Source organism: Paenibacillus sp. J31P190, from assembly GCF_059692075.1.
In genome coordinates, this window is the sequence record NZ_JCAUAS010000037.1 from 21,571 (window position 1) to 35,628 (window position 14,058).

Annotated in this window: 14 protein-coding genes; 11 read left to right on the top strand and 3 right to left on the bottom strand. The window is 44.9% G+C overall.

The genetic code is table 11. From position 1 onward, the window contains the following. Positions 1 to 15 precede the first annotated feature (15 nt). A complete protein-coding gene (locus AC58U0_RS34380) occupies positions 16 to 525 on the top strand; it encodes a hypothetical protein (protein WP_497383199.1) in 510 nt (169 codons plus the stop codon). Between the two features lie 219 nt (positions 526 to 744). Here the strand turns inward: AC58U0_RS34380 and AC58U0_RS34385 are convergent, their stop codons facing one another. Continuing rightward, positions 745 to 1,056 carry a hypothetical protein gene (locus AC58U0_RS34385; RefSeq protein WP_497383200.1) on the bottom strand — a complete coding sequence of 104 codons (312 nt, stop codon included), beginning with the start codon at positions 1,054 to 1,056 and terminating at the stop codon, positions 745 to 747. A gap of 454 nt (positions 1,057 to 1,510) precedes the next feature. Then, the gene (locus AC58U0_RS34390) at positions 1,511 to 2,518 is read right to left on the bottom strand and encodes a LacI family DNA-binding transcriptional regulator (RefSeq protein ID WP_497383202.1); all 1,008 of its coding nucleotides are present in this window, start codon (positions 2,516 to 2,518) and stop codon (positions 1,511 to 1,513) included. Between the two features lie 123 nt (positions 2,519 to 2,641). Between AC58U0_RS34390 and fucU the strand changes: the two genes are divergently transcribed. From fucU to AC58U0_RS34410, 4 genes are all read left to right on the top strand, one after another. Beyond that, positions 2,642 to 3,067, top strand: coding sequence for an L-fucose mutarotase (fucU, locus tag AC58U0_RS34395; RefSeq protein WP_497383203.1), 426 nt, complete (start codon positions 2,642 to 2,644; stop codon positions 3,065 to 3,067). A gap of 87 nt (positions 3,068 to 3,154) precedes the next feature. Further along, positions 3,155 to 4,945 (top strand): L-fucose isomerase, encoded by a 1,791-nt coding sequence (locus tag AC58U0_RS34400; protein WP_497383204.1) that lies wholly within the window; start codon positions 3,155 to 3,157, stop codon positions 4,943 to 4,945. Between the two features lie 29 nt (positions 4,946 to 4,974). Next, positions 4,975 to 5,574, top strand: coding sequence for a hypothetical protein (locus AC58U0_RS34405; protein ID WP_497383205.1), 600 nt, complete (start codon positions 4,975 to 4,977; stop codon positions 5,572 to 5,574). Next, on the top strand, positions 5,537 to 5,992 hold the full coding sequence (locus AC58U0_RS34410) for a hypothetical protein (RefSeq protein ID WP_497383206.1): 456 nt from the start codon (positions 5,537 to 5,539) through the stop codon (positions 5,990 to 5,992). Before AC58U0_RS34405 ends, AC58U0_RS34410 begins: the two co-directional genes overlap by 38 nt. 663 nt (positions 5,993 to 6,655) lie before the next feature. On the opposite strand, the gene AC58U0_RS34415 is transcribed toward AC58U0_RS34410, so the two are convergent. Continuing rightward, the gene (locus AC58U0_RS34415; protein ID WP_497383207.1) at positions 6,656 to 6,850 is read right to left on the bottom strand and encodes a hypothetical protein; all 195 of its coding nucleotides are present in this window, start codon (positions 6,848 to 6,850) and stop codon (positions 6,656 to 6,658) included. 417 nt (positions 6,851 to 7,267) lie between these two features. Between AC58U0_RS34415 and AC58U0_RS34420 the strand changes: the two genes are divergently transcribed. The 6 genes from AC58U0_RS34420 to AC58U0_RS34445 all read left to right on the top strand — a co-directional run bounded on the left by AC58U0_RS34420 (position 7,268) and on the right by AC58U0_RS34445 (position 14,027). Further along, a complete protein-coding gene (locus tag AC58U0_RS34420; protein WP_497383208.1) occupies positions 7,268 to 7,561 on the top strand; it encodes an HPr family phosphocarrier protein in 294 nt (97 codons plus the stop codon). Positions 7,562 to 7,593: 32 nt separating this feature from the next. Continuing rightward, positions 7,594 to 8,487 carry a LysR family transcriptional regulator gene (locus AC58U0_RS34425; protein WP_497383210.1) on the top strand — a complete coding sequence of 298 codons (894 nt, stop codon included), beginning with the start codon at positions 7,594 to 7,596 and terminating at the stop codon, positions 8,485 to 8,487. A 183-nt stretch (positions 8,488 to 8,670) separates the two neighbouring features. Continuing rightward, the gene (locus AC58U0_RS34430; RefSeq protein ID WP_497383211.1) at positions 8,671 to 10,005 is read left to right on the top strand and encodes an LLM class flavin-dependent oxidoreductase; all 1,335 of its coding nucleotides are present in this window, start codon (positions 8,671 to 8,673) and stop codon (positions 10,003 to 10,005) included. A gap of 60 nt (positions 10,006 to 10,065) precedes the next feature. Continuing rightward, positions 10,066 to 11,394 (top strand): LLM class flavin-dependent oxidoreductase, encoded by a 1,329-nt coding sequence (locus AC58U0_RS34435; protein ID WP_497383212.1) that lies wholly within the window; start codon positions 10,066 to 10,068, stop codon positions 11,392 to 11,394. A gap of 29 nt (positions 11,395 to 11,423) precedes the next feature. Further along, positions 11,424 to 13,079, top strand: coding sequence for an ABC transporter substrate-binding protein (locus tag AC58U0_RS34440; protein WP_497383232.1), 1,656 nt, complete (start codon positions 11,424 to 11,426; stop codon positions 13,077 to 13,079). A gap of 21 nt (positions 13,080 to 13,100) precedes the next feature. Beyond that, the gene (locus AC58U0_RS34445) at positions 13,101 to 14,027 is read left to right on the top strand and encodes an ABC transporter permease (RefSeq protein ID WP_497383213.1); all 927 of its coding nucleotides are present in this window, start codon (positions 13,101 to 13,103) and stop codon (positions 14,025 to 14,027) included. Positions 14,028 to 14,058: the final 31 nt, after the last annotated feature.

Consider the following 14,058-nt stretch of genomic DNA (forward strand, 5'->3'; position numbering starts at 1 on the left):
CAAGGAGTGAAATGAATGTCTCGTAAGTGGGAAAGAATGGTAAGCAAAAATACGAAAGCAGTAAACAAGAATCGCTCCAAACAGGGGATAGCTCCGATTTCTTCAGATCCGGATCGATCGGAAGTATTCAAGGGTAGAAGCATTATGTTAGCTTTATTTTTTGTTCTAATTTCTATTCTTTTATTGGTTACTTTGACCAAAACAGAAGGGGACAAGATGTACTGGTATACGACGCTCAGTTACATGGCGGTTGGACTGTTCGTTTATTTTATTCGCCGTCCTTATTTAAAGGTTAGTAAGACGAGTATCTCGAAGAGGGGTTTTGCGAGAGAGCTTGTACTTAATGCCGATAAAATTAAAGAAATCGTATACTCCCCAGGTCAGGTGGTCATTGACCTGAATGGGAAGTCACCACGTTGGGTGTACAACAAATCTCTGAATCGATTCGACGTAGCGGCCATGGCGGCTAGATTAAAGAAATTTGCTGAGCAGAACCAGGTTACGTTTGTGGATAAAACGGTTTAATTGCGGATTGCACGATCTGGAGCATGTTTTAAGTACAGAATGCGCGTGATGGAAGACTGCATGACATGGAATACGCATAAGTGCAAATAGCGCGACATGAAGCTCATAAACGATGAAAAAAGCCCAATTCAACATTGGGCTTTTTTTGCTGCTTAGGCGTGATGAGCCAGCTAAAGATTAGACGGTTAGAGCAGCGATAATTCGTAATTGCGCGAGCACTTAATCATATTTATCATCGTCGATTCTAACCACATTATCCACGATAAGCTCAAGTTCCGTCTCGAAGTTCAAATGAAGCGGTGCTGGAAGTACATCGAAGATTTCCTGTATCATGTCCATGTCTAATAACTCATCAATGGTTTGAGGCCGCGGTTCTAACTCATACACCCATTCACGGACTGCATCGATAAATAAATAAAAAGAAGATTGGAATTGATCGGCGACAGCTTCCTGATCATCACCTCGTGATGCCGACATGGCATTCCAGTTTTTTAGCGTGGTTTGTAAGGCTTGCTCTACGTTTGGATTCATTATAATCTCCTAAAGGTTCATAGGGTGCTTAAACAACTTTTCTAATTGAATTGACTTGATGGGGGATGGAAAAACTCTACAGCAGCTACAACAAGTGGATTGTTGTACACCCTACAACATAATTCCTTCGTTTTAGCTCAAAAGCTACTGAATGTTGTACGATGTACAACATTTTTCCTGAATTTAGACCTAATCCAGCTTATTAAGGTGATAATCTTGCACATTATGCAACAATCATTACATTCAGCTTATTTGTGTAACGGATTGTTGTAGAAACTACAACATTTCACTCAAACCTTATGGCTAGGAACTTTACGAAGGGCTAGCTAGAGATTGCTAATCTGTAGGCTCTCGCTATTAGCGGCAAAGATCCACAGTTCTTCGAACTCGGAGGATCTTGCGAAGCCGAGGCCTGATAATCCATAGGCTCTCCTGTAAATTGTCATTTCAACCATCACTTCAACGCCTGCGTAGAAGCTCGGATAATCATCTCAGAAGGCAGAATGATCTTCCGATTCTCATGAACGGCTTCACCTTCAATGCGTTCAATCAACAGCTGCATGCCTAATAAGCCGAATTGATAGGCAGGCTGCGAAGCCAAGGTTAGAAAAGGGCTAATCGCACCTGCTGGGCCGAAATCGTCAAAACAGACGACCGATAGATCATCTGGCACCTGCAAGCCGCGATGTCTCAATGATTGAATGACGCCGACGGCGAGCATGTTGTTAGCCGCGAAGATAGCTGTAGGTGGATCTGCAAGATTAAGGAGTGCATCTAATGCGGATTCATCGTGGAAATCACGATAGTTCAGATGAGTGACGAGCGAGTCATCTACGGATAACCCGCTAAGCAGATGCGCCTCGCAATACCCTGTATAACGCAAGCGGGCCGTAGAGACATCCTGTGAACCGTTAATCATCGCGATACGGCGATGCCCCAGACCAATTAGATGCTCAACAAGCTTCCTCGCGCCTTCCTTGCTGTCCCCGAGTACCACATCTGCATCAATTCCCGGAATTTCACGGTCCAAAACAACGAAGGGGATATTATGCTTCTGCAGTTGCCCAAGATTCTCGACAGAATGATCGCCCGTCGGGGCGAATAGAACGCCATCCACACGGGTTGATAGAATCATATCAACGTAGTCTTTCTCTTTCGCATAATCCTCATCGCTATTTCCAAAAAGCAATCGATATCCCGCACGCAAGGCTGCATCCTCTGCACCGCGTGCAAGCGTAGTATAGAACGGATTTGTAATATCTGTAATGAGCAGGGAAAGAATTTTCGTCTTCTGAAGTACCAGACTGCGTGCCATCGAGTTCGGAATATAGTGGAGATCTTCCATTACTTTCCTTACCCGTTTGCGCGTTGCTTCGCTGATACGACCTGTATTATTAATAACCCGTGAAACGGTCATTGCCGATACTCCGGCTTTTTCAGCGATATCATAAATTGTAATCACGTTGAGTCACCTTTTCATCTCATGCTATCCGTCTATTGTATAGAAATTAAGGATTGACAGCAAGGCTTAAAATTGATAATTTTGAGTTATCGATAACACTCATTTTTTGAGGAGGTCTTGAATATGCTTAAAGGTATTCCTTCTATCCTGTCGCCGGAGCTTTTGAAGGTGCTGATGGAAATGGGGCATGGGGATGAAATTATTCTAGCGGATGGCAATTTCCCTGCTGCCAGTCATACGAATCGCCTGCTGCGCAGCGATGGTCATGGTGTACCGCAATTGTTGGAAGCGGTTTTATCGTTATTCCCACTGGATACTTACAGTGAACAACCTGTAGCGCTAATGGCCAAAGTTCCAGGTGATAAGGTGGAAACACCAATTTGGAAAACGTATGAAGATATCATTCGTACCCATATGCAGCCACAAATTGAGCATGTGGAGCGATTCGCTTTTTATGAGCGAGCGAAGAAAGCCTATGCGATCGTTGCAACGAGTGAGAAAGCTTTATACGCTAATATTATTTTGAAAAAAGGTGTCATTAGTGAGTAGTTTGGATTATCGATAACTCTAAGTTACTCCTGTTTGAAGGCTCAATTCGTATATTAATCCCACACACTACGAGGAGGATGAAATAAAATGGCAAACAGTGATTACAGATGGAACCAGGAATTCCCGAAGATTGGGATACGACCAACGATTGACGGCAGAAGAAAAGGTGTTCGCGAATCTCTTGAAGATCAAACGATGAATATGGCCAAAGCTGTAGCAGCTTTACTCATTGAAACTCTTAAATATCCAAACGGCGAGCCTGTAGAGTGTGTGATTGCTGATACTTGCATCGGAGGCGTAGCGGAGGCTGCTGCTGCAGCAGATAAATTCATAAAATCCGGTGTAGGCGTATCCATCACTGTTACTCCTTGTTGGTGTTACGGAACGGAAACGATGGATATGGACCCTTCCACACCGAAAGCCATTTGGGGCTTTAACGGTACAGAGCGTCCGGGCGCGGTATACTTGGCCGCCGTTTTATCGGGTCATGCACAGAAAGGCATTCCTGCCTTTGGTATATACGGTAAAGATGTACAAGATGCAGGTACAACAGACATTCCGCAAGACGTTCATGAGAAGCTGATTCGTTTTGCTAAGGCAGGACTTGCTGCTGCTTACATGAAAGGGAAATCTTATCTCTCTATCGGTTCTGTATCCATGGGGATTGCTGGATCAATCGTAAATGAGGAGTTGTTCCAGAATTACCTGGGCATGCGCAACGAATATGTCGATATGTCCGAATTAGTGCGTCGTATTGATGAAGAGATTCTCGATCCTGAAGAGTACCAATTGGCGCTGAACTGGGTAAAAGAGAACTGTACTGAAGGTCCGGATAAGAATCCTCCTGAGATTCAAACGAGCCGTGCAAAGAAAGATCAAGATTGGGAAACCGTCGTGAAAATGTCCTTAATTGTCAGGGACTTAATGGTAGGCAACCCGCGTCTAGCTGACATCGAGTTCGGGGAAGAAGCGCTTGGCCACAATGCGATCCTCTCTGGTTTCCAAGGACAGCGTCATTGGACGGATCACTTCCCGAACGGAGATTTCATGGAAGCTATTCTAAATACTTCCTTTGACTGGAATGGCAAACGCGCACCTTATCTGGTTGCAACTGAGAACGATAGCCTGAATGGTGTTGCGATGTTATTCGGTAATCTGTTGACGAATACAGCGCAAATTTTTGCCGATGTAAGAACGTACTGGAGCCCAGATGCGGTGAAACGCGTAACGGGGCACACTTTAAGCGGTGCAGCCAAAGACGGAATTCTTCACTTGATTAACTCCGGACCAGCAGCACTGGATGGTACAGGCGAACAAAGCCGAAATGGCAAACCTGTTATGAAGCCTTACTGGGAAATCACGGATGAAGAAGTGACTAAGTGTCTGGAGGCAACCTCTTGGCGTCCTGCATCCGTTGAATATTTCCGCGGAGGCGGCTATTCCACTGATTTCCTTACAAAAGGCGGTATGCCGGTTACGATGTCTCGCATCAACTTAGTAAGAGGCTTAGGTCCCGTGCTTCAGTTAGCAGAAGGCTACTCCGTTGATCTGCCTGAAAATGTGCATCAACAGCTGGATGATCGCACAGATTCAACGTGGCCGACGACTTGGTTTGCTCCTATTTTGACAGGTGAAGGCTCATTTACTGATGTTTATTCGGTTATGAATAACTGGGGCTCTAATCATGGATCGATCAGCTATGGTCATATCGGTGCTGACTTGATCACACTTGCTGCTATTCTGAGAATTCCTGTGTCTATGCATAACGTTGCGAAGGAACACATTTTCCGTCCGCGCGTTTGGAGTAATTTCGGCACATCAGATCCAGAAGGCGCTGATTTCAGAGCTTGCAGCAGCTTCGGGCCCTTATATAAATAGTAGCAATTGCACGAATTGAGGTGACTCTGGTGGGGACTAACCATTTGAATATGCTAGCCGTAGATTTCGGAGCTAGCAGCGGCAAAACGATTTTGGGGCGATGGAGTGGTTCTACCCTTTCCGTAGAGGACATTCATCGTTTCTCGAATGATCCTGTTGAGCTTGGCGGCAGTTTGTACTGGGATTTTTTGCGGCTTTTTCATGAGTTGAAAGCAGGAATCCACGCTTATAAGCAGCATGCTCCTGGCAGTCCTGCTTCCATTGCGGTTGATACGTGGGGAGTGGACTACGGTTTTGTTGACGGAAAAGGCAAGCTGCTTGGCAATCCGTATCATTATAGGGAAGCGCGGAATGCAGTGGCGATGAGCGAATTGCTGCAGCAAACGACGGAGCGAGAATTATACAGCCATTCAGGTATTCAGCCGCTATCATTTAATACGATTTTTCAGCTTTATGCTGAGAGCAGAGATCAAGGTTTATCTTACCGCACGCGGTATCTCGTGCTCCGGCGAAGGGGACCTCAAGACGGCCGTCGCGATGAAAATCAGCGACATCCTTGGCGTCGGCGGCAGCTTCTCGGAAATCGTTGTCGTGGATTATATCGACGAGACGATCTTGCTGGGCCATGACGGACCGTTCCATATTGCGATTTCCGAAGGAAAGCCGATTCTGCGCGGCATGGGGCTTTATCACGGGAAGCAAGGCAAGGGCGTATCCGTCGAGGCGAAGGTGAAAGCGGGAGCGATCACGACGCTTAACGTGACGCAGACCGGAGGTGGTCAGCTGAAGCTGATCTCCAGCGAAGGCGAGTCCACGAACGGGCCGATCATGAGAATCGGCAACACGCAGACGCCGGTGAAGTTCCGCGATCATCCAGATGCGTACATGACGCGCTGGTTCGCCGAGGCGCCGACGCATCACTGCGCGATGTCTATTGGTCATAATGCTTCCATGTTCCAGAAGGTCGCAGAGCTGATGAAGATGACCTTTTATAAAGTTGTTAAAGCTGTTAAAGTTGTTAAAGCCCGCCATTGGCGGGCTTTTTAAGGCAAGTTATGTTGTACTACGTACAACAATTTCGTTTCGCTTCTTCTCTATAAGCTGTTGCAGTTGTATGTAGTGCAACAATTTTGACTTATTTTATGCGATGAAGCTGTTTTGGGAAGGAAATGTTGTATGTTCTGCAACACTAACTGGGGAAAACGCGAATTCGTTAATGAAATGTACAAATTACAACAATTAGGTCCATAGATGAAGGAAACAGTGCACATAACCAACGTCGGGGAACGAAAATCCGTATTGAAGGGAAACGGAACTTCAATCCGTTATTTGCAGGAAAAGTGGCCTGTAATTTGAACGCACAGAACTTCAATCCGTTATTTGTGGGAAATTGGCCTGTAATTTGAACGAACGGAACGTCAATCCACTATTGTGGGAAAATTGGCTAATAATTTGAACGAACGGAACTTTAATCCGCTATTTGTGGGAAAGTTGGTTAACAATTTGATTGAACAGAACGTCAATGCGCTATTTGGGTGAAATCAATGCTCTTTAGGGCCAAAATGACGGAATAAAGGATCGTAGTTCCTCCAACTCGCGAAACCGGCGTTTTTTCAGTAATTAGCGCATCCACGTTCCTCTATGGGTCCACTCCATGTAAATCGGAGAGATTAGGTTAATGAACTTTTCGTTAATTCAACATGTATACGATTAGTTTTGCGGCATACCGGATTCCGCATCCGAACTCGAGTTGTTATCCGTTATTTCCACATAATTATCGACCGTATCTAGAACTTGGCTTAGCTGCCAACGGCTAAAAATAATTTGGTCTGAAGAAATCGCATTATAGGTGCTTTCTTGTTTGCTGATTTTAAAGCCTCGGTAATTCTCATAAATGGTTCTCATTCTGATCTCTCCCTCGCTTGGATGTATATCTTAAACTATCATCAAACGAGCATTTTTGGTAGAGGTGTAAATTGATAGAAATTGTCTATTCCTGACTAATTGCATGTAAATATGGTTAATTACTTCTTTTCTGTTGCCTATACGGTGCAAATTGTTCTCAGAGTGGGGTCCCGCTTAGCCGGAAATGCCATTTGCATGTAGGTTAGATATTTCAATTTTAAACGTTGACAGAATCTGGTTGGATTCACTATAATCTAAATACAAGTAATTTTATCGGAATAATAAGAATCAACCAGACAACTGGAGATGCTTCATCCTAAGGGGTGACTGCGTCTCCTTTTTTCATTCATAATCAGCAAATGCTATCTATAGCTTACGATTCAAATTATTTTATAACACTTTCTAGGAGGAATAGGTATGAAAATTGAATGGACTTTTGCGAGGAACAAACCCTGGACGATTGATCTTGTGTTGGATTTTGTGACCATAGCTAATCGGTATTCGTGCAATATTTATGTAGGTGTAAGTGGAAAAATGCTGAATGCAAAGGGTTTACTGGGCATTGTTTCCCTAAGCCTAACACTAGGCAATCAGTCGGTTATTGTTTTGCAGTTAGATGGTGTTGATGCACAGGAAGCATTTGAAAAAGTATCTGTGTACTTACAAAGCGCGGATCACAGTATACAAAAGGCCTATTCGCATAGTTCCTAGTCGCTTTCAAGTTAGAGAGGAAGTTTATTGTTATGAATATTGAAAATATTGAAGCATTCGTCTATGTCATACATTTCAATAGTTTCAACAAGGCAGCTGATGCATTGTTCTTATCCCAGCCATCGGTGACGGCTCGTATTCAATCGTTAGAACGAGAACTGAATACATTGCTGTTCGATCGAGAAGGGAGGAATTTTACGCTGACGGAGAAAGGGAAGCAGTTCCTACCGTATGCTCAGCAAATTCTCCAAACTTACAAGAAGGGAAAACAACAGCTGCAGAATTTAAACACGACTCCTAATGAATTAAGAATAGGGTGCACGGTTTCTGTCTCCAATTATGTCATACCAGATATTCTTCCCATCATCAAAAAGGAGTACCGAAGCCTGCAGATTAAATTAACGACAGCTCCCACCGAAACGATTCTGGAGAAGCTGTTGAATAAGGAAATAGACATCGGCTTTGTGCGAAACGTGACGCATCCGCATGTTGATTGTGCGGGGTTTTATGAAGATCCGATTCGACTCTTTGTACATCAGCGTCATCCTTTTGTGAAGAAAGAACAAATTACGATTGAGGATGTAAGCATGGAATCCCTTGTGTTTTTCGAGTGTGGCTCTCTCGATTGGATAAAGATACATCGCTTATTCGCCACACTTGACCGTCCGCCCCAAATCGAATACCAGATCGATAATCTTGAAACGGCGAAGAAGCTTGTCGTGAGTGGGATGGGGGTTTCTTTTTTACCCGAGCTCTGCGTACGTCAAGAAGTGAAGGATGGATTACTTGTACCTATCCATATTCCTGCTCTAGGCGGATTGTCGCTTCGGACTAATCTCATTTCACTCAAGGAAGCGGCCAACGATTTCACGCATGTGTGCCTAGAAGCTTTGAAAGAGATGAAATTGAAAATAAGTCCTCCATAGAACAATTCTATCTGATAATAGAACATCTTAATAGTAAATTGACCGCCTAATAAGCCGGTGATACAGTAAGAAGGAACTTAATACCGACAAAACCAATTGGAATTATTGTTTATAAGTTATAAAGGGGAATGCATGTGCTGTAAGGATTAAACTATGAAAGCCAAACTTTTAGGAGGAAAAAACATGCCCAAACAAAAACAATTAAAGCTCGGAGCTATCATTCATGGAGTCGGCGGCAATATGTCATCTTGGAAACATCCGGATGCGATCGTAGATGCGAGTGTGAATTTCAAATATTACAAACAGCAAGCACAAAAAGCGGAAGCTGGTAAATTCGATTTGTTGTTTATCGCTGACGGATTGTTCATCAATGATAAGTCGATTCCCCATTTCTTGAATCGCTTCGAACCGATAACGATTTTATCAGCCTTGGCAGCAGTAACCTCGAAAATTGGTCTAGTCGGTACGCTATCTACGTCCTACAGTGAACCATTCACAGTGTCGAGGCAGTTCTCCTCACTGGATCATATCAGCGATGGCCGGGCAGGGTGGAATGTGGTCACGTCCCCGCTGGAGGGCTCCGCTCTTAACTACAATAAGAAGCTGGAGGATCATCCTGATCATCCCAAACGGTATCGAATTGCTTCTGAATATTTGCAGGTTGCCAAAGGGTTATGGGATTCATGGGAAGATGATGCTTTTGTAAGGAATAAACAAACCGGTGTGTTCTTCGATCCTGAGAAGCTGCACCGATTGGACCACAAGGGCGAATTTTTCTCTGTACAAGGACCGCTTAATATTGGGAGATCCAAGCAAGGCAGACCCGTTATCTTCCAAGCAGGCTCATCTGAGGATGGCAAAAACTTGGCTGCCAAAGAAGCAGATGCGATCTTTACCGGACATCCAACCGTGGAAGATGCTAGGCGCTTTTATGACGATGTGAAAGGCCGAGCAGCAGGTTTTGGAAGAAATCCTGATGAGATTGTTGTAATGCCCGGCATAGGACCAATTATCGGCGTAACGGAAGAAGAGGCAGAACGCAAGTATCAGGAAGTTGCGAATTTAGTGACCATTCAGGAAGCACTCGCTTATTTGGGACGTTTTTTCGAGCATCATGATTTTACGCAGTACGACTTGGATGCCCCATTCCCTGAACTAGGTGATTTGGGCAAAAACAGCTTCCAAAGCTCAACAGATCGCATTAAACAGAATGCGAAGGAACAGGGTCTGACCCTTCGTCAGGTCGCGCTCCAATCGGCCACACCGCGTCCACTGTTCATAGGTACACCAATTCAAATAGCAGATCGCATTCAGGAATGGTTCGAGAGCGGAGCGGCAGATGGATTCATTGTGGGATCAGGTGTTCCGAATGGTTTGAACGATTTTGTGGATTTAGTCATACCGATTTTACAGGAACGCGGGATATATCGTACGGAGTATGAAGCCGATACACTTCGCGGAAATCTTGGACTTCCTTTTCCATTAAATCGCTATGCGAAAGAAAAAGTAACGCAATAATACGCGATAATTCCGACTTAACTTATGCACATTGTTAGTTAACTAAAGGGGGGATATGGAATGGCAAAACAAAGAAAATTGAAACTTGGCGTTAATATCAGCGGTGTCGGCAACAGCATGTCTGTATGGAGACACCCGGATGTTTCGACGGACGCAAGTGTCAGTCTCGATTACTACAAGCAGCAAGCATTGAAAGCTGAGTCTGGAAAGTTCGATCTTGTATTCATCGCGGATGGTTTGTATATCAATGAGAAATCAAATCCTCACTTCCTGAATCGCTTCGAACCGCTTACCATTCTTTCCGCATTAGCAGCTGTGACTTCACAAATTGGACTCGTCGCCACACTATCGACTTCGTACAGTGAGCCGTTCACCGTCGCCCGTCAGTTTTCCTCGCTGGATCATATTAGCGGAGGTCGCGCAGGCTGGAATGTTGTGACGTCTCCACTTGAAGGCTCAGCCAAAAATTTCGGCAAGGGCGAACATCCGGCCCATGAGCTGCGCTACCGGATTGCGGAAGAGTATGTCCAGGTTGTGAAAGGCCTATGGGATTCATGGGAAGACGATGCTTTCGTAAGAGATAAGGAGTCTGGTGTTTTCTTTGATCCAGGCAAACTGCACACTCTGAATCATAAAGGTGAATTTTTCTCGGTTCAAGGACCACTGAATATTGGCCGTTCCAGACAGGGGCATCCTGTTGTTTTCCAAGCCGGAGCTTCAGAATCCGGCAGAGATTTGGCGGCTAGAACGGCCGAAGCCATCTATACAGGGCATGAACATATCGAGGAAGCGAAACTGTTTTATCAAGACATTAAACAAAGAGCAGCCGCTTATGCCCGTGAACCGGAGGAAGTGCTTATTTTCCCTGGAATTAATCCGATTATTGGACGTACACAGGAAGAAGCTGAGCTTAAGTATCAAGAAGTAGCTAATCTCGTAACCATCCAAAGCGCGCTTGACTACCTGGGCCGCTATTTCGAGCATCATGATTTTTCGCAATACCCACTCGATGAACCATTTCCAGATTTGGGTGATTTCGGGGCAAATAGCTTCCGAGGCACGACGGATAAAATAAAAAAGGAAGCGAAAGAGCTCAATCTGACGCTTCGTCAAGCGGCCATAAGAGCTGCCACGCCTAGAGGCAATTTTATAGGAACACCAGAGGCGGTTGCTGATTTAGTAGAACAGTGGTTCAACGAAGAAGCGGCTGATGGGTTTGTCATTCGCACGACGGTGCCTAGAGCATTGGATGATTTCGTTGACCTCGTTGTTCCAATTTTGCAAGAGCGCGGTATTTACCGCACAGCGTATGAAGCGGACACGCTGCGCGGGAATTTGGGAATTCCTATTCCTGCTAATCGCTACACGAAAGAAAAGGTTGCCAACTAATTCGTTGAAACATACATGGGGGAGTGTTTATCTTGCGTAGATCAAAAGAATGGGTCAAGTTAAGTACATTATCATTAGCATTCGTCCTAGCTTTGACGGGATGCGGTTCCGCAAAAAGCAGCAGCGGGGATGCAGCACAATCACCGAATGCCAAGCAAGAAGCTAAGCAAACGGCCGTTGTAGGCGGAGAACTCACCTATGCGCTCGCGACATCGCCTGACTCACTAGATCCGCATCGCAGCGGACTTGCCGTTGCCGTTAGGGTACTTCGTACCATCTACGATAGTTTAGTTGTCCAACTGCCCGATGGCTCGATCAAACCTTGGCTAGCCACGGAGTGGACCGTCGCGCCAGATGGTCTGAGCTACATTTTCAAATTGCGTAAAGATGTGAAATTCCAAGACGGTACCCCATTTAATGCGGAAGCTGTCAAATATAGCTATGATCGTATTCTCGATCCAACAACGAAAGCGGCTAACTCTGTAGCCCTCATTAAGCCTTATAAATCCTCTGAAGTCATTGATGAATTTACGATAAAAATAAATCTGGAAACACCATCCAGAGCTTTCCTAGGCAACCTGAGCCAAGCATTACTTGGGATTGTATCACCAACAGCAGCTAAAAAGTATGGGGATCAGTTTGGTAAAAATCCGGTAGGATCCGGTCCCTTTTCTTTTGTGAAATGGGAAGAGAATGCCTCCATTCAAGTCAAGCGCAGTCCTGATTACAACTCAGCTCCCGAGATTGTGGAGAATAAAGGAAAGTCCTATTTGGATCAAATCACATTCCGTATTGTTCCAGAGGAGGCCACTCGTATTGGCAGTGTTCAAAGCAAACAAGTACTCGCAGGCGAAACCATTCCTCCACAAAATGTCGTTTCCTTGAAATCAGATGCAAGCATTCAAGTTCACCAAGTGAATACTACGGGTTTACCTTATACCCTGTTTATTAATCAGCGGAAAGCACCTTGGAGCGATGTGAAAGCAAGGCAAGCTCTGCAAGCGGCTATTGACGTAGATGCGATTGTCAAAACGCTATATTTAGGGACTTATCCTCGTGCTTGGTCACCACTTTCACCTGGCGTTGTCGGTTATGATGCATCGCTGGAAAACGGAATCAAACCTGATGTCGCTAAAGCGAACAAATTACTGGATGAACTAGGTTGGGTGAAAGGCGCGGACGGCATACGTGTGAAAGACGGCAAAAAACTGACTTTACATTATGTAGATGGTTCGCCGAACCGTGAGAAACGCAATGATATTGCGGTTATTATTCAACAACAGCTGAAACAAGTCGGCATCGTTGTCGAAGTTGAGATTACGAAAGATGTAGCCAATGTTGTATATACCAAAGGGGAATATGATATCTATGGGAACAGCCAGGTAAACTCGGATCCTAATGCGCTTTATGCCTTCTACCATACGAGTGATCCGAAGGCCCGTCCAAGTCTTCCAGGACTGGCCGATCCGCAAGTAGATAAGTGGCTTGAACAAGGTGCTATCGAACCAGACGATAAAAAACGTGTGGAACTGTATAAACAAGTTCAGAAATCGATTATCGATAACGCGGTCATCATTCCAATCTATGTATTCCCATATACAGTAGCAGCATCGAAAACCGTTAAAGGATTGAAATTCGATTCTCTAGGTTATCCGCTCTTCAATGACACGTTTATTCAAAAATAATGACATAGGGAGCTAATCGATATGAGCAGGATAATAACGGAGCGGCTTGTGATTTCCTTGCTGGTCATTCTTGGTTCCTTAATCCTTGTTTTCTGTATATTGTATGTACTTCCGGGAGATCCCGTACTCTCGATGATCGATCCTTCATCCATGACCCCGGAGGCTATTGCCAACTTAAGGCATCAACTGGGATTGAATGAGCCCTTTTATGTTCAATTTGGCCGCTATTTTCTAGCTATGATTCACGGAGATTTTGGTAAGTCTTTACTGAACAGTGAACCTGTGCTGCCCAAAATTATTAAACATCTCCCAGCTACAATGGCACTAACTTTAGCTAGTACACTCATCTCCACGATTATTGGTGTAGGACTCGGCGTACTTTCCGCCATACACCGCAACCGATGGATCGACGTTCTAGCCCGTATCGTAGGGCTGTTCGGTATATCAATGCCAACCTTCTGGTCGGGGATCCTGTTGATTCTCATCTTTTCCGTATCCTTAGGCTGGTTCCCGGCAATGGGGTCCCAAGGGTTGATTACTCTTGTCCTTCCTTCGCTCGCACTTGGCTTTGTTGGTGCCGGATTTATCGTTCGCATGGTACGGAACTCGATGTTGGAAGTCATCAATGAGCATTTCATCGTGACCTTGCGTGCGAAAGGACTATCGGAACGATTAGTGATGTATCGGCATGCGCTTCGCAATGCCTTAATACCTGCTATTACCATTATCGGTATTCATATTGGAGACCTGATGGCAGGGACCGTTGTGATCGAAACCGTATTTTCTAGACAGGGGATTGGGAGAATTCTCGCGGATGCCATCATGTCCAAAGATTTGCCGGTTGTTCAGGGCGTTGTCTTTTTCTCAGCCATCATCTACGTCGTTGTGAATTTGCTTGTGGATATTTCTTATGTATTCATCGATCCACGGGTGCGTCGAACACAATAAGGTCTAAATGAAACCATATTGGAGAGGAGAT